Here is a 21,937-nt window from a genome sequence, read left to right on the forward strand (position 1 = left end):
GGCGGCGCCGTCTGAATCAGGAGGACGACATCTCGAACAGCTTGAACTTCGGCTGGTCTTCCACGTCCACCTCGGTCTGGACGCCGTCGGCCATGCCCCAGTTCAGCACCTGGTGGTGGATCGGCAGGTACAGCGTCTCGTCCTGCACCACGTCCCAGATATCGGCGATGGTCTGGCTGCGCACCTCTTCGTCGGTCTCAGAGGAAAGGCTGACGATCTGCTCGTCAAGCTCGGGGTTCGAATAGCCGGTGGCGTTCCAGCTGCCGCGCTCGTCGCCCTTGGTGTGGACGAGGAAGTTGAAGATGTACTCCGAATCGAAGGTCGGAACACCCCAGCCCAGCATGTAGAAATCGGTCGTCTCGTTCGCGATCAGCGGGAAATGCTGCGCCTTGGGCTTGGCGTCTAGGTTCACATTGACCCCGATCTGGGCCAGCATCCCCACGGCCGCCTGGCAGATCGCTTCATCGTTGATATAGCGATCGTTCGGGCAGTCGAGCTGGAGCGAGAAGCCGTCGCCGTAGCCGGCTTCCTCCATCAGGCGGTTCGCCTCCTCGACGTTCTTCTCATACGAGTTGTCCATCTCTTCGGTCCAGCCGTTGACGAAGGGGGGCGCGATGATGCCGGTGGGCTGACTCTGGCCGCGCATCACGACCTGCTGGATCGCCGCGCGGTCCAGCGCCATGTTCATTGCCTTGCGCACGTTCTTGTCGGCCAACGGATTTGCTCCGTCGACGTCGTCATTCTCCAGATCGTCGGCACCGGTGTTCAGACCGAAGAAGATCGTGCGGTTCTGCGGCGCGCTCTGGATCGACAGCCCGTCGGTCCCATCGACCCGGCCAAGGTCCTGGACGGGAACGTCCTGAATGAAATCGACCTCGTTCGACAGCAGGGCCGCCACGCGCGTCGCGGCATTCTGGATGGGGGTATAGACGATCTCGGTCACGGCCATGGGGAATTCGTCCATTCCCCAGTAATCTTCGTTCTGCGACAGGACGGTGCGCACGTCCGGCTCGCGGCTTTCCAGCTTGAAGGCGCCGGTGCCATTGGCGTTCGCGGCGGCATAGGTCGTCTCGCCCCCCTCGTAATCCTGCACCTCAACGGCGTCGTTCGCCTCGGCCCAGCCCTTGTCCATGATGAACAGGTTGGTGAAGTTCGACGGCAGGATCGGGTTCGGGCCGTCGGTGACGAATTCGACGGTGTGGTCGTCGACCGCGCGAATCTCGGTAATCGAGGTCAGAAGCTCCTTCATGTCCGAATCCTCGGACTTCGCCCGCTCGAACGAGAAGACGACATCCTCGGCGGTGAACTCGGCGCCATCGTGGAAGGTCACGCCCTCGCGCAGCTTGAAGGTCCAGACGTTGGGATCGTCTTCGTTCACGCTCCAGTCGGTGGCGAGGGTGGGCACGAAGTTGCCGTCATTGTCGCGCAGGACAAGCGGCTCGTAGATCTGCTGGTTCAGAGCGTGGGTCGGACCCTCGTTCTGGGCATGCGGGTCGAGCGTCAGCGCATCGCCCGCACGCGCCCACCGCAGCGTCTCGGCGGAGGCGGCCGTGGTGGTGGTCAAAAGGGCTGCGGCAAGCAGGCTGGTGGTTTTCATGGGTTTCCCTGTCAGTCTGTTGTCTTGGTCAGGGAAGTTTATCGAAGTCGCCCGGGGTCGCAAGGTGATGACGCCATGCATCCCTTCGGCACGGGCTGGGCCTTGCGCATGGCAGCCCATCGATTGCACCGCCAGGGTGGGGGGCGTCAGTCTTCGCCCGCGGCCTCAGCCCGCGACTTGCCTGCGACGTCCATCGCCAGCGTCGCGGCCATGAACGGGTCCAGATCGCCGTCCAGCACACCCTTGGTGTCCGAGGTTTCATGCTCGGTCCGAAGGTCCTTCACCATCTGATAGGGCTGCAGCACATAGGACCGGATCTGGTTGCCCCAACCGGCCGAGCCCTTGCTTTCATGCGCCTCGTTGATTGCCGCGTTCCGCCGGTCCAGCTCCATCTGGTACAGTCGCGACTTCAACGCCTTCATCGCGATGTCGCGGTTCTGGTGCTGCGACTTTTCCGAGCTAGTGACCACGATCCCCGTGGGGATGTGGGTGATCCGCACAGCCGAATCGGTCGTGTTCACGTGCTGGCCGCCGGCGCCCGACGAGCGGTAGGTGTCCAGACGGATATCGGCCGGGTTCACCTCGATCTCGATATTGTCGTCGACGACCGGATAGACCCAGACTGAGGCGAACGAAGTCTCGCGCGTGCCCTTCCCGAAGGGACTGATCCGCACCAGCCGGTGGACGCCCGATTCCGATTTCAGCCAGCCATATGCGTTCTGCCCGCTGATCTTGTATCCTGCCGACTTGATCCCCGCCTCGCCACCGGCTTCCTCGGATTGAAGCTCGACCTTGAAGCCGCGCTTCTCGGCCCAGCGGACATACATCCGTTGCAACATCTGTGCCCAGTCGCAGGCTTCGGTTCCGCCGGCGCCCGCGTTAATCTCCAGGAATGTGTCGTTTCCGTCCGCCTCGCCGTTCAGCAGCGCTTCAAGCTCGGCGGCGTCGGCGCGCTTCTCCAGCGATTTAAGGGCAGCTTCGGCCTCGGCCACGATGTCGGCATCGTCTTCGGCCTCTCCCATCTCGATCAGCTCGACCTGATCCGACAGTTCCTGCGCCATACCCTCGTAGCGCGCCAGTGCATCGACCAGCGCCTGCCGGTCGCGCATCAGCTTCTGCGCGCTGTCGGGATCGTCCCACAGCGTCGGGTCCTCGACCCGGGCGTTGAACTCTTCCAACCGGAAGGCCGCCGTCCCGTAGTCCATCCGCTGACGCAGAAGGTCGAGCGATTTCTCGATGGACTCGACGGTGTTCTGTATCTCGGCGCGCATGGGCGGGCTCCTCCGGGGCTTCGGGTCACTCCTCTACCAACGGGCATGGGGGGCTACAAGGCGGGCAGGCCTACTCCACGCGGCGCGCGCCCAGGATTTCGCCTGGACCGGGCGCTTGCACGATGACCGCAGCCGGCCCGTTCACCGCCGCCTCGCCGGTCCAGGTACCGGTGCCGTCCCATTCGCCCAGAACCTGCCAGTCGCGCACGATGTTGGCATAGTCCATCACCCGGCCCGCATTCTCGCCGTCGTGTATGGCGACGCGTTCATGCGGGGTGAAACTTACCAGTTGCACCAGCATCGGCCGCGCCGCCGCACCCTCGGCCATCTGGACCCGGATCGAAAGGGTGCCCCCATCGCGCGAAACTGCGACTCGGGCGGGCTGGGGGTCCCCCTTCTCGGCCATGATCGCGTCGGCGACCTGCGCCACGCGACTGCCCACGGTTCGGGCCTCGCCACCCACGATCACCTGCGGGGTATAGATCATCTTTTCGCCCCCGGCATGGGCATAGGCCTTCTGACGCTTCGTGAAACGCGGGTCCGCGAAACTGTCCTTCCAACCGATATAGTCCCAGTAATCCACGTGCAGCGCCAAAGCCAGAACGTCGGGATGGTCGGACATCTCGTGCAGGAAACGGTCCGCCGGCGGACAGGACGAACACCCCTGCGAGGTGAAAAGCTCGACCACGACGGGCTGATCCTCGGCCGTTGCCACGGCAGGACCCCAGGCGGCAAGCGCCAGGGCACACAGAAGACGACGTAGCACGGGGCAACCTCCGGGACGATCGGGACAGGGCGCAGTCGTATGACCCCCCACCCTCAGAGGCCAATCAAGGTTTTGCGAGAGGGACGTAACCAAATGGCGCGACTTGCGCATATGTCACATCTGCATACTGTTGCATACAATCTGGAAATGGTCTAACTCCAACCTAGCTCGCCGGGGAACACCCGACGCATGAATTGACCATCGCAAGGAGCATCGCCATGCCGATCGAAGTCGGACACGACTCGTCGAAGACACGCCGCACCATGGACGTGGACGGCAAAGCCTACGCCTATTACTCGCTCGATGCCGCGAAGGAGGCGGGACTGGGCGACTTCTCCAACCTGCCGAAATCGCTGAAAGTCCTGGCCGAGAACCTGATGCGGTTCGAAGACGGCAACACCACCACCGTCGAAGACATAAAGGCCTTCGCCGACTGGGCACAGAACGGCGGCAAGACCAACCGCGAGATCGCGTACCGCCCCGCCCGGGTCCTGATGCAGGATTTCACTGGCGTTCCTGCCGTGGTCGACCTGGCCGCGATGCGCGACGGGATCGAACAGCTGGGCGGTGACGCGCAGAAGATCAACCCGCTGAACCCCGTGGACCTCGTGATCGACCACTCGGTCATGATCGACGAGTTCGGCAACCCGCGCGCCTTCCAGATGAACGTGGACCGCGAGTACGAGCGCAACATCGAACGCTACACCTTCCTCAAGTGGGGTCAGAAGGCGTTCCAGAACTTCCGCGTCGTCCCGCCCGGCACCGGCATCTGCCACCAGGTGAACCTGGAATATCTTGCCAAGACGGTCTGGTCCGACACCGACCAGTCGGGCGAGATGGTCGCCTATCCCGACACGCTCGTGGGCACCGACAGCCACACCACCATGGTCAACGGCGCGGCCGTTCTGGGCTGGGGCGTCGGCGGGATCGAGGCTGAGGCGGCGATGCTGGGCCAACCCGTGTCAATGCTGATCCCCGAGGTCGTCGGCTTCAAGCTGACCGGTGCGATGCCCGAGGGCTGCACAGCCACCGACCTTGTCCTGAAAGTCTGCGAGATGCTGCGCAAGAAAGGCGTTGTGCAGAAATTCGTCGAGTTCTACGGCGACGGGCTGGACAACGTGCCCCTGGCCGACCGCGCCACGCTGGGCAACATGTCGCCCGAATTCGGCGGCACCTGTGCGTTCTTCCCCATCGACGACGAGACGCTGCGCTACCTCAACCAAACCGGTCGCGAGAAAGAGACAATCGCGCTGGTCGAAGCCTATGCCAAGCAGCAGGGCATGTGGCGCAACGCCGGCGACGAGCCCGTGTTCACCGACACGCTGGAACTGGACATGTCCACGCTGAAGCCCGCCATCTCGGGCCCGAAGCATCCCCAGCAGCACATCAACCTCGACGAGGCGGCCGACCAGTTCCACGCCTATATCGAGGAACAGCGCCATTCGGACAAACCCGAGGACGAGCGCCGCGAGAAGCGCTGGGAAGCCGAAGGCGGACAGCCCGCGCCGAAGGAAATCCCCGGCGACAAGGGCAACCACAAGCGCGCCCATGTCACGATGAAGGACATCGACGGCGAGGAGAAATCGTTCGAACTGCATGACGGCTCGATCGTCATCGCCTCGATCACGTCCTGCACCAACACGTCGAACCCCTACGTGATGATCGGCGCCGGCCTGATGGCCCGCAAGGCGCGCGAACTGGGGCTGGATCGCAAGCCTTGGGTGAAGACCTCGCTGGCGCCGGGCTCGCAGGTGGTGTCCTCTTATCTCGAAGCCACCGGCCTGCAAGAGGATCTGGATGCCATCGGCTTCAACCTCGTGGGCTATGGCTGCACGACCTGCATCGGCAATTCGGGCCCCATCCCCGAGGAACTGTCGAAGGCGATCCACGACAACGACCTGATCGGCGTGTCGGTCCTGTCGGGCAACCGCAACTTCGAGGGCCGGATCAGCCCCGACGTTCGGGCCAACTACCTCGCCTCGCCGCCGCTGGTCGTGGCCTACGCGCTGGTCGGTGACATGAATGTCGACATCACGCGCGAGCCGCTGGGCCAGGACAATAACGGCAACGACGTCTTCCTCAAGGACATCTGGCCCTCGCAGAACGAGATCGCGCGGATGGTCGAGGACACCGTGACCCGCGACCGCTTCCAGGAGAAATACGCCGACGTCTTCGAAGGCGACGAGAAGTGGAAAGCGGTCGAAACCACTGACAGCCAGACCTATGACTGGCCCTCGGGGTCGACCTACGTTCAGAACCCGCCCTACTTCCAGGGCATGGACAAGGAGCCGGGCAAGATCTCGAACATCGACGGCGCCCGGATGCTGGCTTTGCTGGGCGACATGGTCACCACTGACCACATCAGCCCTGCCGGTTCCTTCAAGGAAACGACACCCGCCGGTTCGTATTTGACCGAACGGCAAGTCCAGCCGCGGGAATTCAACTCCTATGGCTCGCGTCGCGGCAATCACGAGGTGATGATGCGCGGCACTTTCGCTAACATCCGCATCCGCAATGAGATGCTGGATGGGGTCGAAGGCGGCTACACCAAGGGTCCGGACGGGAAGCAAATGCCGATCTATGACGCCGCGATGAAGTATCAGGAACAGGGCACCCCCCTGGTCGTGATCGCGGGCGAGCAATACGGCGCTGGCTCCAGCCGGGACTGGGCCGCGAAGGGCACCGCCCTTCTGGGCGTCAAGGCCGTCATCGCCGAAAGCTACGAGCGCATCCACCGCTCGAACCTCGTGGGGATGGGCGTCCTGCCGTTCGAGTTCATGGGCGACACCCGCGAAAGCCTGAACCTGACGGGGGACGAGGAATTCTCGATCCACGGCCTGGAAGAGGATTTCGGCCCCGGCGCCGAGGTGCCCTGCACCATCAAATACGCGGACGGTGCGACCAAGGACATAACGCTGAAGAGCCGGATAGATACGGCGATCGAGATCGACTACGTCAAGAACGGGGGCGTCCTGCACTACGTGCTGCGTCGCCTGGCGGACACCGCCTCGGCCGCCTGACCGGCCGCGACAGTCGCCGATCAAGAAAGGGCCCGCCGCGACGTTTCGCGGCGGGCCTTCCCGCGTCAGGGGGCACGCCGGACCAAAACCCCGGCGCGCAAGGCGTTTCGATCAGCCCCGGCCGCGCCCTTTGCCCTTGTCGCCACCGTTCCCCTTTCCATGACCGCCATCGTTGCCGCGCCCACCGGAATCCCGTCCGCCCGCGTCCCGTCCACCGGAGTCCCGTCCGCCAGAGTCCCGTCCGCCCGAGTCGCGTCCACTTGAGTCGCCCCGGTCCGAGTCGCGGCCGCGGTCGCCCGGCGCATCGTCCGACGCCCGCACCTCGTTCCGGGTCACCATGCCGTCGCCGTTCTCGTCGAACTTCGATAGCGCGCGTTGCGCGTCGGGGCTGAAGGAATGGGTGTCTCTCGCCACCTCCTCGCCTTCATCACCGATATCCCCGTCCGCATCGTCACCGCCGGAGCGGCTCGCCTCGTCCAGCGACAAGGTTCCATCCCCGTCCCTGTCATAGGCGGCCAGGGTCGTGTTCCCCGCCGCGCCGAAGGCGGCCTGAAGCTCGGCCGGGTCCAGCGTGCCGGACCGGTCCCTGTCGATCTGATTGAAGGTCTGCCCCTGCGCCACGGCGACCGTGGCCGAGACGGCGAAAAGGGCCGAGAGGCCTAACATGTTCAATTTCAACGGTACAACTCCCTGCCTGCAAGATCGGCCGAGCTTATCGCCGCGTTTGCTAACCTCAGGTAAAGGATCCCATTGCCGATGGATGGATTCTCCATCGACATATTGCGGAATCAAGGTAACACTGGGTCAAAATACTGACGGACCCGCTTTTCCCGCCATGAAAGACGCGATCAGAACCGCAACGGCCAAACTGGATTGGCCCCTTCCGATGGTCGAGACCGCCGTGCTGATGATCGCGCTGGTCTACGCCGCGCTCACCTGACGCCGGCCTCTTCCAGCGCCGGCAGGATCGTCCGGTCCAGAGTGCGTTCCGTTACCGGACCGGCCACGCGCGCCAGCACTCGTCCTTCGCCATCGACGACGAACGTCTCGGGCACGCCGTAGACGCCCCAATCACGCGCGGTCCGACCGCTCGAATCCGCGGATGTGCCGGCATAGGGGTTCCCCAGCTCGTTCAGGAATGCCAGCGCATTCTCTTCCTCGTCCTTGTAGTTGATGCCATAGATCGGCACTCCCTCGTCCTCGGCCAGCGCCTCGAGGTTCGGATGTTCCACCCGGCAGGGCGCGCACCAGGAGGCCCAGAAATTCACCAGCTTCACACCCTCGGCCTGCAATGCCTCGGCCGTCACAGGCGGCAGATCCCCCAAAGGCGTGACTGTCAGTGCCGGGGCCTCGCGACCCACGAAAGTCGACGGCAACGCATCAGGATCCTCGCGCTGCATCCCGGCAAAGAACAACCCGGCCAGCCCCAGGAACACCACGGGCGGGACGACCGCCAGAATCGGAAATCTAGCCACGCCGCGCCTCCACCTTCTCGAGCTGGCGTCTGACGCGGGCGGCGCGCAGTACCGAAAGTCCGACCAGCGCCAGCAAAAGAACCGCCGACGCACCATAGGCCAGGCCGACCTCCAGCGCGTATTTCCCAAGATCAGGCATCGGCCATCCTTTCACGCAAGCGCAGCACATGTAGCCGCCGCGCCCGGATCTCGGTCCGTGTCCTCAGAAGGACCAAGGCGACGAACAGCGCGAGGAACCCCGCAAGGCAGACCAGCAGCGGATAGTAGAACACGTCGGCCACGTTCTCCTCGGCGTCCAGCGACAGCGACGCCCCCTGATGCAGGCCCTGGTTCCAGAAATTCACGGCATAGCGCGAAAGTACCGCGAAGACCGACCCGACAAGGCACAGCACGCTGGTCAGATCGGCCGCGGTGTCCGGGTCGTCGATGGCGCCCCACAGCGAAATATAGCCCAGGTAGAACAGAAACAGGATCAGGAACGAGGTCAGACGCGGGTCCCACGCCCACCACGTCCCCCACATCGGCTGGCCCCAGACGGCCCCCGTGACAAGCGCGATCAGCGTCATGGTCACACCGATCGGCGCGGCGGCCCGCGCGGCCAGAGCACTGACATGATGCCGCCGGATCAGCCAGATCAGCGACGCCACCAGCATCATGAACCACGCGTTGATCGCCAGGAAGGCGGCGGGGACATGCAGGTAGATGATCTTGACCGTTGCGCCTTGGCGATAATCGTCCGGGGTGAAGAAGAACCCCCAGATCAACCCTCCGATCAGACACAGCGCCGCCAGCCCGCCGAACGCGGGGACCAGCCGTTGCGTCACGGCCATGAAGCGGGTCGGATTGGCGAAGGTCCAGATCGACGGCATGGTTCTTCCTCTACCGCGCACGATCCCGGCCAACAAGAGACGGGCGGTCACACCTTCGTCGCGTCAGCGCAGGCTGGTGCGCAATGCCGCCGCCGCGGCAAACGGCAAGCCCGCGACACAGCCCAGCGTGACCGCCCCCAAAAGGGCAAGCGGCGTGCCCGGATCCAGCCCATCCGCCCCCCGCCGCGCGACGTCCGCCCCGAAGACCAGCGTGGGGATATAGAGGGGCAGCACCAGAAGCGACATCAACAGCCCGCCCCGCTTCAGCCCCACGGTCAACGCCGCGCCGAACGCACCGATCAGCGACAGCGCCGGGGTGCCGACCAGAAGCGAGACCGTCAGCCACAGATGCCCGGGCCAAGGCATGCCCAGAAGAACCCCCAAAGGCGCGGCGGCAAGGCTCAGCGGCAGGCCCGTCGTCAGCCAGTGCGCCGCCGCCTTGGCGAGCGTCACCCCCTCCAACGGGACGGGGGCTGTGGCCAGAAGGTCCAGCGCGCCGTCCTCTCGGTCAATGGCGAAGATGCGGTCCAGTGACAACAAGCAGGCCAGAAGCGCCGCGATCCACAACACGCCCGGCGCGATGGGGGCCAGTCGCGCGGTCTCCGGCCCCACTCCGAACGGGACGAGCACGGTGACGATCAGGAAGAAGGCCAGCCCAAGGCCGAAGCCGCCCCCCGCCCGCACGGCCAGTGCAAGGTCCCGCAGGATCAGGCGGATCACCCAAAGGCCTCCAGCGTCGCGCGAAAGCGTTGGACGTCCAGCGTATCACCCTGCAACCCCAGATCGATATGCGTGGCGATCACGGCGATCCCGCCATCCCCGAGATGCGCGCGCACCATGTCGGCGAAGCGGCCGGTGTTCTCGGCATCCAGTGAAACGGTGGGCTCGTCCAGGCACCAGATTGGCCGCCCTGTGACGAGCAATCGCGCAAGCCCCAGCCGCCGGGCTTGCCCGGCCGACAGGTGCTGGGCCTGCCGATCATCCAACCGCTCCAGCGCGAAGGCGCGCAAAGCCGGGGTGATGTCGCGAAGACCATGCAAACGGGCCCAGAACGACAGGTTCTCGGCCACGGTCAGCTGCCCCTTCATTCCGTCGCGGTGCCCGCCATAGGCGATGGCGTCCGACCCGGGCGAGACCTCGCCCGCATAGGCGCGTTGCAGACCGGCCAAGGTACGCAGAAGCGTCGTCTTGCCCGACCCGTTCGGCCCCCGCAGGATCAGCGCGTGACCGGCCTCGACCGCGAAGGACAGGTCCGCCAGGACCGGCAGGCCGCCGCGTCCCACCGTCAGCCCTCTGGCCTCCAGCCTCATCGTGGTCTCACGTCGGCAGAAGGGCCGCACCGATCCGGCGCCCCTCGCCCAGAAGGACGTTGTAGGTCCGGCACCCCTGCCCCGAAGCCATGCTCTCGACCCCGATCCCCGCCTCATCCAGCGCATCGCGGAAATCGCGGGGGATATGTGTCATCTCAGGGCCGGTCCCGATCAGCATGATGTCGATCTGGTCGCGGGCCGCCAGGATCGGGGCGGCGTCGAAACCGCTCCACGCGAACCGCCCCGAGGGCAACAGCAACATGGCCCCCTCGTGCACCTCGCCGCCCACGCGAAAGAAGCCCGTCCCATACCCGTCGATGGGCACGCCTTCCATGAATTCAGTCGGATTCAGTTCCATGCCGCGGACCCTAGCCTCCTTCGCGGACGGGTCAAAGCCCCTGCGACCGAAACCCTATGACGCAGCCAATACAGCGGAGCGGCGGCGCTTGCCCAACCTCTTCGCTCACGCTACTGTGAGCCATCGGAACGCCGGGTCCACGGCGCCGATCACCGGAAAGCCATGACATGACGCTCTCGATGCTTGCTCGGGCCGAGCAACCGTTGAAATGGATCGCGTTCGCCCTCGGGCTCGCCAGCACCGTCTGCATCGTGCAGGGCTGGCAATTCGCCGCAATGACGCTCAGCCTGCCCTTCTGCCTGATCTGGATCTTCTGCGGCTGGCTTAGGACCGAGCCGCAGTTGAAATACACCAACATCCTGTTCGCCGGGCTGTACGTCTACGGCATCACGCGCGCGCTGGTCGCGGGCTAGCTGTCGATCTTTGCGAACTGGTTGCCCTCTGTCTTGTCGGGCTTCGACCAGTCGCGCTTCACGCCCAGGAACAGAACGATGTTCTTCGCGACGAAGACGGACGAATACGTACCGACAATAATACCCCAGGTGATCGCGAAGACGAAGCCGCGGATCACATCGCCGCCCAGAACCAGAAGCGCGATCAGCGCAATCAGGGTGGTGCCGCTGGTCATGACCGTCCGGCTCAATGTCTCGTTCACGCTGAGGTTCATCACGTCCTTCAGGGCGCGCGACTTGTACTTTATCAGGTTTTCCCGCAGCCGGTCGAAGATCACGACGGTGTCGTTGATCGAATAGCCGATGATCGTCAGGATCGCCGCAATGGTCGCCAGGTCGAACTGGATCCGCAGGACCGAGAACAGCCCGATCGTCAGGATCACGTCGTGAAACAGCGCCGCGACCGCCCCGACCGAGAACTGCCACTCAAACCGCAGCCAGATATAGATCAGGATCGCCGCCAGCGAAGCCGCAACGGCCAGGAACGCCGTCTGGATCAACTCGCCCGAGACCTTGGGACCAACGGATTCCACGCTGGTGAACTCCACCGACGGGGCAACCTCTGCCAGCGCGGTGCGCACCTCCTCGATCGTATCGGGAGAGACGCTGGCCTCTTCCCCCTGCGCGCCAAGACGCACCATCGCCACGTTCTCGTCCGGCCCGAAGGACGGGTCGAACACCTCCGAGATCACGACATCCCCCAGGCCCAACGGTTCCAGCGCGGCACGGTATTCGGCGACGTCCACGACCTCCTCGGCCTGGGTCCGGATGGTCGTCCCGCCCTGGAAGTCGATGCCGAAGTTCAGGCCCAGCACGGCCCAGACGATCACCGACAGGATCATGGCCACGACCGACGCGCCGAAGGTAAGACGAGCACGCTTGAACCAGTCGATATTCACATCGTCGGGGACGAATTTCAGGCGCATGGCGTCAAACCTCGATGGTCTTGGGACGGCGGCGGTCGAACCACGTCACGATGATCAGGCGGGTCACGAAGATTGCGGTGAACACACTGGTCAGGATCCCCAGGCCCAGCGTCACGGCAAAACCGCGGACAGGACCCGAGCCCAGCATGAACAGGATGCCCGCGATGATGAACGTCGTGATGTTGGCGTCGACGATCGCCGACAACGCTCGCTCGTAGCCCAGGCTGATCGCGCGGCTGGGGCCCTTGGCGGTCTTCAGTTCCTCGCGGATTCGCTCGAAGACCAGAACGTTCGCATCGACCGCCATGCCGATGGTCAGCACGATCCCGGCGATGCCCGGAAGCGTCAGCGTGGCGCCGATCAGGCTCAGCAAACCGAAGATCAGGCCCACATTGATCAACAGCGCGATGTTGGCGAAGATCCCGAACAGGCCATAGCTGGCGGCCATCATCACCATCACGGCGGCGAAAGCCACCAGGCAGGCGATGCGGCCAGCGTCGATCGAATCCTGGCCCAGTTCGGGGCCGATGGTTCGTTCTTCCAGGAAGGTCAGTTCGGCCGGAAGTGCGCCTGCACGCAGAAGCACGGCCAGTTCTGTCGATTCCTCGACCGTAAAATTACCGGTAATGATGCCCGACCCGCCTGGGATGTGGCTTTGAATGACGGGGGCCGAGATGACCTCCTCGTCCAGCACGATGGCGAAGGGCGATCCTATATTCTCGGCTGTGTAATCGCCGAACGCGCGCGCGCCTTGGGGATTGAAGCGGAAATTGACGGCGGGGCGCCCGTTCTGGTCGAACGCCGGCTGCGCGTCGGTCAGCGTCTCGCCCGAGACGACCGGAGTGCGCTCCAGCACGTAATACGCTCCCTCTTCGTCCAGCGAGGGATAAATCACATTGCCCGGCCCTGCATTCGCGTCGGAATCGCCGGTCCGGTTCAAAACCGGGTGGAAGGTCAGTTGCGCTGTCGTGCCGATCAAGGTCTTGAGTTCCGCGGCTGACCCGATGCCGGGCACCTGGATCAGGATCCGGTCCGCGCCCTGGCGCTGGATCGTGGGCTCGCGCGTGCCGACCTCGTCGACGCGGCGGCGGATGATCTCCAGGCTCTGACGGATGGTTCGGTCGTCGGTCGCGGCGCGTTCTGCTTCGCTGAGGGTCAGTCGCAGCACCGCAGTATCGCCCGTCTGCTCGCCCGACACTTCCAGGCTTTGGGTCCCCGCACCCGAGATCGAGGCCACAGGCTGCGACAGCCCCCGCACGATTTCCAAGGCGCGCGACAGTCCATCGGGGCGTGAGATCCGCACCTCCAACACCGGCCCGCCCTCGTCCGTGCGACGGATGGTGCCCACCGTGTCCCGCGCCTCGCGCAACTCGTTTCGCAGCTCGGGCCACAGACCGTCGATCCGCTGGGCATACACATCCTCGACCTGCACTTCGGCCAGAAGATGCGCCCCTCCCCGCAGGTCGAGGCCAAGGTTCACCAAGCCGGACGGCAGCCAGTCCGGCCAGCTCTCGGCGGCAGCGGTCCGCTCGGGCGTCGCGCCCATGGTCTCGATCGTGGCACGGGCATCGTTGGCCTGCTCCACCCGTCCATAGAACAGGTTGGGCACCGCCAGCACGATCCCCAGGGCCACGAGCCCCCAGATCACGACGCGTTTCCAGAGCGGAATTTGCAGCATGTCAGTGCCTTTCAGCGAGCAGGCCTCAAGCCTCGGCGGGCTCGGTCTTGCTACGGACCTGAGCGATGGTCGACTTCACGACCCGCACCTTGACGCCTTCGGCCAGTTCGACCTCGGCCTCGCCTGCGTCAAGCACCTTGGTCACCTTGCCCACGAGACCGCCCGCCGTGACCACCTGGTCCCCCCGGCGCAGCGCTTCGACCATCTTCTGATGCTCCTTCACCTTTTTCTGCTGCGGCCGGATCAGCAGGAAATACATGATGGCGAAAATCAGGATCAGCGGCACGAAGCTGGCAAATGCGCTTCCCGCGCCACCGGCGGCCTGCGCATAGGCGGGTGTGGCGAACATGGTCGGTCCTCACAGGGCTGGTTGGGGCCAAGGCGGCCCGGCTTCAAAATCGGCTTCGTCCTATCTGTGCCCTCCCCCGTTGTCCAGCAAGCCCGACCCTGCGCCGAACCTGCCGCCAGATTGCGCGACATGCGTGAACAAAGTGCAAACACCGACAAGCGGCATGCGAAAAACCGTGCGGCAATTCCATCTGGCGCAAAAGCTCTCCTTGCATTCGCAGCCCTGCGCTATCGTGTCCCGCATGCGCCGCGCCCTTTGTCTCATCGCCCTTGTGCTGCTGCCCGGCGCCACCGATCCGCCCCCGTCCGAGGGTGTTCTGCGCCTGGGTCGCCCGGACCAGCGCGACACCTGCACCGCGTTCCTGATCGCCCCCGCCACCGCGTTGACGACCGTGCCCTGCGCCCGGGCGAACCGGAACCTCCAGGGCCCTGCGACGACCTACCGCCCCGGTGCCATCCTCCGTCCGAACCTGCCGCCGATTCCCGAATACCACGCCCAAATTTCCCAGGCCGCGCTGCCGCTCGATCCCGCGACTCTTCTCACGCCCCTGCCCACCGGCCCCGCTCCGCCCGTGGGGGCGATCCTGGCGCTGATCACCTATCCCGCCGGTGCCACCGATCCTGCGCACCGCACCTGCCGCCTGATCGACCGGCGCGGCATGGATCTGCTGCTCGACTGTCCCACCGCCCCGGCCGAGCGGGGCAGCCCCGTCCTGACCCGCACCGCCGACGGCTGGCACGCCGCCGCCATCCTCATCGCCGGGATCGGCACGACGCGCAGCCTCGCCACGCTGATCTCGCCGCAACTGCTGCCCGGCTACACACCACCGTGAGATTGCGCCATAACGCGCGCGACTCGAACGCACGCCCGATACCCCGCCCGGAGGCCCCCATGCACGACATCCGCACCATCCGCGACAATCCCGAAGCTTTCGACGACGCGATGGCCCGCCGCGGCATCCCGAACGCCTCCGCCCCCCTCCTGGCCCTGGACGAGGCCCGCCGCGCCGCCATCCACGCGTCCGAGACCGCGAAGGCCCAGCAGAACGCGGCCTCCAAGCAGGTCGGCGCCGCCAAGGCGCAGGGTGACGAGGCCGAGTTCGACCGCCTGCGCGCCGAGGTCGCCCAGAAAAAGGCCGAGGTCGCCGACCAGGAACAAGCCGCCCGCGAAAAGGATGCCGAGCTGATCGCCCAGCTCATGACCCTGCCCAACACCATGGCCCCCGACGTCCCCGAAGGCACCTCCGAGGATGACAACGTCGAGATCAAGCGCCACGGCGACCCCACCCCGATCGCCAACGCCAGGGAACACTACGACCTCACCGCCGACATCGACTTCGAAACCGCCGCCCGCCTCTCCGGCTCCCGCTTTGCCCTGCTGCGCGGCCAGATCGCCCGCCTCCACCGGGCGCTGGCGCAGTTCATGCTCGACACCCATGTCGACCAGAACGGCCTGACCGAGATCATTCCCCCCGTCCTCGTCAAGGACGAGGCGATGCGCGGCACCGGCCAGCTCCCCAAATTCGCCGAGGACAGCTACCAGACCACCAACGGCTGGTGGTTGATCCCCACCTCCGAGGTGCCCCTGACCAACATCGTCGCGGGCGAGACCCTCTCCGAATCCGACCTGCCGAAACGCTTCACCGCCCACACCCTGTGCTTCCGGTCCGAGGCCGGGTCCGCCGGCAAGGACACCGCCGGCATGCTCCGCCAGCACCAGTTCGAGAAGGTCGAGATGGTCTCGATCACCCACCCCGACACCTCCGATGACGAGCAGCTGCGGATGCTTGCCTGCGCCGAGGGCATCCTCGAGGCGCTGGATCTCCCCTACCGCACGATCAAGCTCTGCACCGGCGACACCGGCTTCGGCGCCCGCCGCACCTTCGACATCGAGGTCTGGCTGCCGGGCCAGAAGCGCTACCGCGAGATCAGCTCGGTCTCGAACTGCTGGGACTTCCAGGCCCGCCGCATGAACGCCCGCTTCAAGCCCGCAGACGGGGGGAAGCCGCAATTCGTGCATACGCTGAACGGCAGCGGAGTAGCCGTGGGGCGGGCGCTGATCGCGGTGCTGGAGAACGGGCAGCAGCCGGACGGCAGCATCGTCGTGCCGGAGGTGCTGCGGGGGTATATGGGGGGCGTGGAGGCGATCGATAGATGAGCACGGCGCAACTTGTTTGGCGAGCAGGTGCGATTGGCGAGATCGTTCTGTCCGATGCAGAAGCCACGTCCATCTTTCAATCAAACGCGTTCATCTCCGATCTCTGGGAGATCGAAGAGGCATTCCGAGCGCTTTGGCGAGCGCACTTCGAGTTCGAGAAACGGCAGCTGATCTATGCGCTCGAATGCGATCGCCAACTCGACGCGCGGCTGCCTGGCCACGAATTTTTAGACACACCCTATGCAGACCTAAACATCTCAGCGCAAACCTTCCTGAGCTCAAGCCGCGTATTCGAAGAGCGAATCAGAAAACGCATACCAAAGCACAAAGCAGTAGGAGTGCTGGAGGCTGATCTAAACGCAATCTTCTCGGAGAAATACGACAACTCCTTCAGCTACAGGCTTTGCTACGCGCTTAGAAATCACGCGATGCACAATAGCTCCCCTCTTCATGGCGTTTCCCTCAGAAGGAAGCGAGTTCAGAGCGCTGACTATTCCCCAAAAGGCAATTCAAGAAGCAAGGTATCATTCGAATCGACAACGGACGCCGAAGAATTGATAAATAACGAGAAGATAAATAAGAAGTTTCGCCAAGAGCTCCGCGACCTGCTTGAGAAAACTCACTCATTCACGGCTGCAAGCCGGGAGTTTTTGGATCAAATCATTATCATTCGAAAAGAGATATACGAACGCTTGCACCAACACTTAATCGGTTCAATCGAGACTCAGGAAGTATACAAAGAACGCCTGAAACTAGAAACGTCCACGGACGGCAACTCCGCACAACTGAACTTTGGCCAAAAAAGTATATATATAAACTATGTCTTCTTACAAAAGCTCGACGGGTTCCTAAAGGAATTTCGACACCCTTGGGTTGCGCGCACATTCATTAGCAGTGAAACAGATTGAGGCGATGCACAGTGCGCGCTCATGCGCACCCTACCCCTCCCCCCAAACCGCCCCACATCGCACCCCATGCGATACCTCATCCCCCTCCTCGCCCTCGCCCTCGCCTTCGCCGCGTCGCCGCTGCTGACCGGCAGCTTCGGCGGGTTCGACCCGAACGCCTACCCCGTCCCGCAGGATGACCCGTCCGTCACCCCCGCAGGCTACGCCTTCTCGATCTGGGGGCTGATCTACCTGGCGCTGATCGCCCACGGCCTCATCGGCCTGCGCCGCGGCGATGACCCCCACTGGGCGCCTACCCGCACAAGCAACCGTAGGGTGCGCATTCATGCGCACCGAACCCCGAACCGCCCCAATCCATTGGCCAAACGGCGCGCATGAATGCACGCCCTACCCATCCCCCCGCCGCGCCCCACATCCGTCCCCATGCGATACCTCATACCCCTCCTCGCCCTCGCCTTCGCGGCTTCCCCGCTGGTGACCTCCTCCTTCGGCGGGTTCGATCCGAACGCCTTTCCCGTCCCGCAGGACGATCCGCCCGTGGTGCCGGCGGGATATGCCTTCTCGATCTGGGGGTTGATCTATCTGGCGCTGATCGCCCACGGCCTCATCGGCCTGCGCCGCGGCGACGACCCCGACTGGGCGCCCACCCGCGCGCCCCTCGCGGTCAGCCTCGCCGTGGGGGCCGTCTGGATCCCCGTCGCCAATTCCTCGCCCGTCTGGGCGACCGTCCTCATCCTGATCATGCTGGCGGGCGCTCTGGTGGCGCTCCTGCGCGCCGGGCCGTCCGACCCGTGGACCCTGTCCACCCCAATCGGCCTCTATGCCGGCTGGCTCACCGCCGCCAGCGCCGTCAGCCTCGGCCTGCTGCTGGCGGGCTACGGAATCACCTCCGACCTCACCGCGGCCCTCGTCGCGCTGACGGTCGCCCTCGCCATCGGCCTCGGCATCCTGAATGCCCGGCCGAGCTGGGGTTACGTCGCGCCCCTCACCTGGGCCTTCACGGGGGTCGGCATCCGGAACTGGGACGACGCGTGGATCCTGACCGCCCTTGCGCTGATCGCAGCCGTCGGCGTCATCCTGGCGGGGGTCGTCATGACGAAGGCCCGACGCGTGTCCGGCGCCTGACCGGCGCGCGCCCGGCCCGTGTCCGACCGATGTCCGACGCGGGCGGGACAAATGTCCGGCGCATGTCCGACGCTATTTCAGGTGTTTGCGCAGCCGCGAGGGCGTTGATTTCGTCTTGCCCTTGTACGGGTTCTGATCCGCCTGCGAGCGCATCCAAAGCCGGATCGGCGTCCCCGGCATATCGAAATCCTGCCGCAACCCGTTGATCAGGTATCGGCTATAACTCTCTGAAATGTCTTTCGGATTCGAGCACATCACAACAAATCCCGGCGGCCGCGTCTTCGCCTGCGTCATATATCGCAGCTTGATCCGCCGCCCGCCCGGCGCAGGGGGCGGATGCGCCTCGACCATGGCTCCAAGCCATTGATTCAACTTGGCAGTTTTGACCCTGCGGTTCCAGACATCATGCGCCATCAGAATCGATTCTTGCAAACGGTCCAGCCCCCTCCCGGTCTTGGCCGAGACGGTTACCAACCGGACCCCCCGAAGCTGCGGCAGAAGACGCTCGCATTCCTCTCTAAGCATCAGAATCTTATCGTTTTTATCCGGCTCGGCGTCCCACTTGTTCACCGCGATCACCACAGCCCGCCCCTCGCGTTCCGCAAGGTCGGCGATCCGCAGATCCTGTTGTTCGAACGGGATGGCGGCATCCAGCAGAACCACGACAACCTCGGCGAACTTCACGGCCCGCAACCCATCGGAAACGCTGAGCTTTTCCAGCTTTTCCTGGACCTTCGCCTTCTTGCGCATGCCAGCGGTGTCGAAGATTCGCACCGGCAATCCATCCCAGTCCAACCGGACCGAGATCGCATCCCGCGTGATCCCCGCCTCCGGCCCCGTCAACAACCGGTCTTCACCAAGCAACCTGTTGATAAGCGTGGACTTCCCTGCATTGGGCCGCCCAACAACAGCCACCTGCAGCGGCTTCTCGAACGTCGGGACCCGTGGACCGTCCTCATCCTCTTCCCCAACATCCACGTCCGTCTCAGGCGCCGTTTCCTCGATCCGAGCTTCAGCTTCAGCCGCCAAGGGTTTAAGGATGCTATATAATTCAGGCATTCCCTCGCCATGCTCGGCCGACAGACGCAAAGGCTCCCCCAGGCCAAGCCCATAGGCCTCGATCAGCCCGCCATCGGCCGCCCGCCCCTCGCACTTGTTTGCTGCCAGAATGACGGTCGTCCCTTTCCGCCTCAGGATCTCGGCGAAGACCTCGTCCACGGGCGTCACCCCGACGCGTGCATCGACCACGAAAAGACAGGCATCCGCCATCTCGACCGCCCGCTCGGTCAGCCGCCGCATTCGTCCCTGAAGGCTGTCGTCCGTTGCGTCCTCCAGCCCGGCCGTATCGACCACGGTAAACCGAAGGTCTCCCAACTTGGCTTCCCCCTCCCGCAGGTCCCGGGTCACGCCGGGCTGGTCATCGACCAGCGCCAGTCGCCGTCCGACGAGGCGGTTGAACAGGGTGGACTTGCCCACATTGGGCCGTCCGACGATGGCAAGGGTGAAGCTCATGGGCTACCGCTCCGGGTTATCAGAGGCCGCCCATTATAGGACGGCTTAGCGGAACGCCAGCAATTGTCCGTCCCGACTGACGACGTAGAGCGTTTGACCCGCGACGACCGGATCCGACGCCGCGCCACCTGGCAGGGCAATTTCACCCCTTTGCGCTCCGGTTTCTGGATCGAAGGCGCGCAATTTCTCGTCCGAGGACGCCACCCAAAGACGACCCCCGGCAAGGACCGGGCCGTTATGCGTGAAGACCGACTTGCGGCGGCGAATGCCGGTCCGTTCGAAATAGGGAAGGCTTACCCCCCAGACGCGGCTTCCGTCGTTGGCGTTCAGCCGGACGAGTTCGGCCTGGTCCGTAACGGCGAAGACCGAACCGCCGGTGACGACGACGGGGGACATCGCCCCCTCTTCGGCGGACCAGATCAGCGTACCGGACGACAAGGTGTAGGCATTCGTGCGACCCGACGGAGACCCGGCATAGACGGTGTCGCCAGCAATAACAGGATCGGCAGAGATGTCGGTGATCGAAGCATAGACTCGTCCCGCCCTGCTTCCCGCGAGGGCCGAAGTCCAGATCGGCGTGCCGCCCGGCAAAACCCCGCGCAATTCGCGGCTATCGAACGGGAACACGATCGTCCCGTTCGCGACGGCTGGCGCGGCGCCGCCGACGACCGACGCGGACGATGGCGTCCCCTGCTCACTCCAAAGGATGCGGCCATTCTCGGCGTTGATCGCCCAGGCGGTGGAGTCCCGTCCGACGACATAGACCGTGCCGTCCGAAACCGTAGGCGGACCGGATGCAGCTGCACCCAGGTCCTGAACCCAAAGTTGCCGACCGGTACCTGTATCTAGGGCGAGCAGCTGTCCGTAGGCAGTCGAGACGAAGAGGGTTCCGCCCGAGACTGCAAGGCCCGCGCCCGAGGCTTCGGTCGTCTCGCCCACAGGCGACACGTCGGTCGACCAGATCGGCTGGCCCGAAATCGTGTGCGCCATGACCCGCGCCCGGCTGTCCACCGTGAAGATGCGGTCGCTCGCGACGACCGGGCTGGCCGTGATGCGATGGCGCCGATCTTCCGCCTGACCGATATCGACACTGAAGCGCAAACCGGGATTGGCGGAAAGCGCGCCGTGCGGAATATCGTGGTCGGGTGCATACGCGGTGTGCGTCCAGTCCGCGATGGCGACAGGTGCCGGCAGCGACAACGGCAAGGCCCGGTCGACGTTAACGGTGTCCTCGGCGCGGAGATTCATGCGTTCGCCCAGAAGAAGCTCTTCCCGATCCCCGCATCCCGCCAGAAGCGCAAGGGTGGCAACCGTCGCAAGGCCGATCCGAACCATGTTGCGTCCTCTCATCCCTCGGCCGTTTCCAGCGACCCACCCAGCGCGACAATCAACTGCCGGGCCCGGGCTTGCAAGTCTCGCGTCGCAGCACCGTCCTGCACGATTTCGCGCAGTGTCTCGATGGCGACAGAGGTGTCACCGGCACGCACATGCGCCAGTGCCTGCTGTTCCAGCGCCAAAAGGCGGTAAGGCGCGCCTGGAATCGTCAACGGCTCGAGCAGGTCCAGAACCTCTGGCGCCTCGGCGCGATCCTGCAGCAGCATGACAGCCTTCAGCCGCGCCAGTTCGCGGTAGAGCGACGGAATCGTGTCGTCCGAGCCGATCTGCTGCAATAGCTCCAGCGTCCGGGCTTCGGCTTCGTCCGTCTCCAAGGTATCCGCTGCTAGCATTGCAAGAAGCGCCCGCCGTGTCCCTTCGGCCGGGATACCCAGAAGGGCCTCCCGCCGCTCTTCGGGGTTGTCGTAAGACAGGGCGGCCACGATCTGATCGCCGAAAGCCTGCGCCGAGGCACGCTCCTGCGCGCGCTGCCATTCGACATATGCCGCGATTCCGACGGCCAGAACCACCAGCGCGATCGCGATCCAGCCATACCTGCGGAGCATTCCGAAGAGTCGGTCGCGCCGGACCTCTTCGGAGACTTCATCAATGAAACTGTCGCGGTCGCTCACGCTGTCATCCCCGGGCTGTCGTTTGTGCCTCTTAACGTGGCATTCGGCGGATTGCCAAGGGCGCCGCCACGATGAGTTCGGATCCGCCGACCGCGAAAATGCGTAAAAACCGCGCGCTGAACCGATTAGTTCAGTTCCGAGTCTTCCTATTAGTCCCG

At 64.6% G+C, this 21,937-nt stretch carries 23 protein-coding genes; 7 read left to right on the forward strand and 16 right to left on the reverse strand.

Annotated features, from left to right (window positions below; all coding sequences use genetic code 11):
- Positions 1 to 16 precede the first annotated feature (16 nt).
- The 3 genes from PAA8504_RS07695 to PAA8504_RS07705 form a co-directional block, all read right to left on the reverse strand.
- Positions 17 to 1,597, reverse strand: a complete 1,581-nt coding sequence (locus tag PAA8504_RS07695; RefSeq protein ID WP_108893610.1) for an ABC transporter substrate-binding protein — start codon at positions 1,595 to 1,597, stop codon at positions 17 to 19.
- A 146-nt stretch (positions 1,598 to 1,743) separates the two neighbouring features.
- Positions 1,744 to 2,868 carry a peptide chain release factor 2 gene (gene prfB, locus PAA8504_RS07700; RefSeq protein ID WP_108893611.1) on the reverse strand — a complete coding sequence of 375 codons (1,125 nt, stop codon included), beginning with the start codon at positions 2,866 to 2,868 and terminating at the stop codon, positions 1,744 to 1,746.
- A 70-nt stretch (positions 2,869 to 2,938) separates the two neighbouring features.
- Complete coding sequence (locus PAA8504_RS07705; RefSeq protein ID WP_245897560.1) at positions 2,939 to 3,634, reverse strand: DUF1223 domain-containing protein; 696 nt, start codon at positions 3,632 to 3,634, stop codon at positions 2,939 to 2,941.
- A 218-nt stretch (positions 3,635 to 3,852) separates the two neighbouring features.
- Here PAA8504_RS07705 and acnA point away from each other — a divergent pair, with 218 nt between their 5' ends.
- Positions 3,853 to 6,654: an aconitate hydratase AcnA gene (gene acnA, locus PAA8504_RS07710; protein WP_108893613.1), complete on the forward strand. Its 2,802-nt coding sequence runs from the start codon at positions 3,853 to 3,855 to the stop codon at positions 6,652 to 6,654.
- Between the two features lie 111 nt (positions 6,655 to 6,765).
- Here the strand turns inward: acnA and PAA8504_RS07715 are convergent, their stop codons facing one another.
- The 7 genes from PAA8504_RS07715 to PAA8504_RS07740 all read right to left on the reverse strand — a co-directional run bounded on the left by PAA8504_RS07715 (position 6,766) and on the right by PAA8504_RS07740 (position 10,666).
- Positions 6,766 to 7,332 carry a penta-EF hand family protein gene (locus tag PAA8504_RS07715; RefSeq protein ID WP_146190464.1) on the reverse strand — a complete coding sequence of 189 codons (567 nt, stop codon included), beginning with the start codon at positions 7,330 to 7,332 and terminating at the stop codon, positions 6,766 to 6,768.
- 254 nt (positions 7,333 to 7,586) lie between these two features.
- The gene (locus PAA8504_RS07720) at positions 7,587 to 8,129 is read right to left on the reverse strand and encodes a DsbE family thiol:disulfide interchange protein (protein WP_245897561.1); all 543 of its coding nucleotides are present in this window, start codon (positions 8,127 to 8,129) and stop codon (positions 7,587 to 7,589) included.
- Positions 8,122 to 8,268: a heme exporter protein CcmD gene (gene ccmD / locus PAA8504_RS22435; protein ID WP_245897562.1), complete on the reverse strand. Its 147-nt coding sequence runs from the start codon at positions 8,266 to 8,268 to the stop codon at positions 8,122 to 8,124. The genes PAA8504_RS07720 and ccmD overlap by 8 nt, the downstream gene beginning before the upstream one ends.
- Complete coding sequence (locus PAA8504_RS07725; RefSeq protein WP_108893616.1) at positions 8,261 to 8,998, reverse strand: heme ABC transporter permease; 738 nt, start codon at positions 8,996 to 8,998, stop codon at positions 8,261 to 8,263. Before PAA8504_RS07725 ends, ccmD begins: the two co-directional genes overlap by 8 nt.
- Before the next feature lie 63 nt (positions 8,999 to 9,061).
- The gene (gene ccmB, locus PAA8504_RS07730; RefSeq protein WP_108893617.1) at positions 9,062 to 9,718 is read right to left on the reverse strand and encodes a heme exporter protein CcmB; all 657 of its coding nucleotides are present in this window, start codon (positions 9,716 to 9,718) and stop codon (positions 9,062 to 9,064) included.
- Entirely contained in the window at positions 9,715 to 10,308 is a 594-nt protein-coding gene (ccmA, locus tag PAA8504_RS07735) for a heme ABC exporter ATP-binding protein CcmA (RefSeq protein ID WP_108893618.1), read from the reverse strand. Before ccmA ends, ccmB begins: the two co-directional genes overlap by 4 nt.
- Before the next feature lie 7 nt (positions 10,309 to 10,315).
- Positions 10,316 to 10,666, reverse strand: a complete 351-nt coding sequence (locus PAA8504_RS07740; RefSeq protein WP_108893619.1) for an Mth938-like domain-containing protein — start codon at positions 10,664 to 10,666, stop codon at positions 10,316 to 10,318.
- 167 nt (positions 10,667 to 10,833) lie between these two features.
- On the opposite strand from PAA8504_RS07740, the gene PAA8504_RS07745 reads away from it, so the two are divergent.
- Complete coding sequence (locus PAA8504_RS07745) at positions 10,834 to 11,079, forward strand: peptidase (RefSeq protein ID WP_108893620.1); 246 nt, start codon at positions 10,834 to 10,836, stop codon at positions 11,077 to 11,079.
- Here PAA8504_RS07745 and secF read toward each other — a convergent pair.
- The 3 genes from secF to yajC are packed head-to-tail and all read right to left on the reverse strand — an operon-like array spanning position 11,076 to position 14,071.
- Complete coding sequence (gene secF / locus PAA8504_RS07750) at positions 11,076 to 12,044, reverse strand: protein translocase subunit SecF (protein WP_108893621.1); 969 nt, start codon at positions 12,042 to 12,044, stop codon at positions 11,076 to 11,078. The two genes, PAA8504_RS07745 and secF, sit on opposite strands and share 4 nt — an antisense overlap.
- Positions 12,045 to 12,048: 4 nt before the next feature.
- Positions 12,049 to 13,722 carry a protein translocase subunit SecD gene (gene secD, locus PAA8504_RS07755; RefSeq protein ID WP_108893622.1) on the reverse strand — a complete coding sequence of 558 codons (1,674 nt, stop codon included), beginning with the start codon at positions 13,720 to 13,722 and terminating at the stop codon, positions 12,049 to 12,051.
- Between the two features lie 25 nt (positions 13,723 to 13,747).
- A complete protein-coding gene (gene yajC / locus PAA8504_RS07760; RefSeq protein WP_108893623.1) occupies positions 13,748 to 14,071 on the reverse strand; it encodes a preprotein translocase subunit YajC in 324 nt (107 codons plus the stop codon).
- Positions 14,072 to 14,312: 241 nt separating this feature from the next.
- On the opposite strand from yajC, the gene PAA8504_RS07765 reads away from it, so the two are divergent.
- From PAA8504_RS07765 to PAA8504_RS07785, 5 genes are all read left to right on the forward strand, one after another.
- A complete protein-coding gene (locus PAA8504_RS07765; RefSeq protein WP_146190465.1) occupies positions 14,313 to 14,903 on the forward strand; it encodes a trypsin-like serine peptidase in 591 nt (196 codons plus the stop codon).
- A 59-nt stretch (positions 14,904 to 14,962) separates the two neighbouring features.
- A complete protein-coding gene (gene serS, locus PAA8504_RS07770) occupies positions 14,963 to 16,228 on the forward strand; it encodes a serine--tRNA ligase (RefSeq protein ID WP_108893625.1) in 1,266 nt (421 codons plus the stop codon).
- Positions 16,225 to 17,136 (forward strand): hypothetical protein, encoded by a 912-nt coding sequence (locus tag PAA8504_RS07775; RefSeq protein ID WP_108893626.1) that lies wholly within the window; start codon positions 16,225 to 16,227, stop codon positions 17,134 to 17,136. Before serS ends, PAA8504_RS07775 begins: the two co-directional genes overlap by 4 nt.
- Positions 17,137 to 17,202: 66 nt before the next feature.
- Entirely contained in the window at positions 17,203 to 17,514 is a 312-nt protein-coding gene (locus tag PAA8504_RS07780) for a TspO-related membrane protein (RefSeq protein WP_108893627.1), read from the forward strand.
- Between the two features lie 45 nt (positions 17,515 to 17,559).
- The gene (locus PAA8504_RS07785) at positions 17,560 to 18,261 is read left to right on the forward strand and encodes a TspO-related membrane protein (RefSeq protein WP_108894059.1); all 702 of its coding nucleotides are present in this window, start codon (positions 17,560 to 17,562) and stop codon (positions 18,259 to 18,261) included.
- Between the two features lie 72 nt (positions 18,262 to 18,333).
- Here PAA8504_RS07785 and der read toward each other — a convergent pair whose 3' ends face one another.
- From der to PAA8504_RS07800, 3 genes are read right to left on the reverse strand one after another with little or no spacing between them, the layout of a single operon-like run.
- Entirely contained in the window at positions 18,334 to 19,773 is a 1,440-nt protein-coding gene (der, locus tag PAA8504_RS07790) for a ribosome biogenesis GTPase Der (RefSeq protein ID WP_108893628.1), read from the reverse strand.
- A gap of 45 nt (positions 19,774 to 19,818) precedes the next feature.
- Positions 19,819 to 21,108 (reverse strand): BamB-related PQQ repeat family beta-propellar protein, encoded by a 1,290-nt coding sequence (locus tag PAA8504_RS07795; RefSeq protein WP_245897563.1) that lies wholly within the window; start codon positions 21,106 to 21,108, stop codon positions 19,819 to 19,821.
- An 11-nt stretch (positions 21,109 to 21,119) separates the two neighbouring features.
- Positions 21,120 to 21,779: a tetratricopeptide repeat protein gene (locus PAA8504_RS07800; protein ID WP_108893630.1), complete on the reverse strand. Its 660-nt coding sequence runs from the start codon at positions 21,777 to 21,779 to the stop codon at positions 21,120 to 21,122.
- Positions 21,780 to 21,937 lie beyond the last annotated feature (158 nt).

Origin of the sequence: Palleronia abyssalis, assembly GCF_900302445.1 — a bacterium.
GTDB lineage: Bacteria > Pseudomonadota > Alphaproteobacteria > Rhodobacterales > Rhodobacteraceae > Palleronia > Palleronia abyssalis.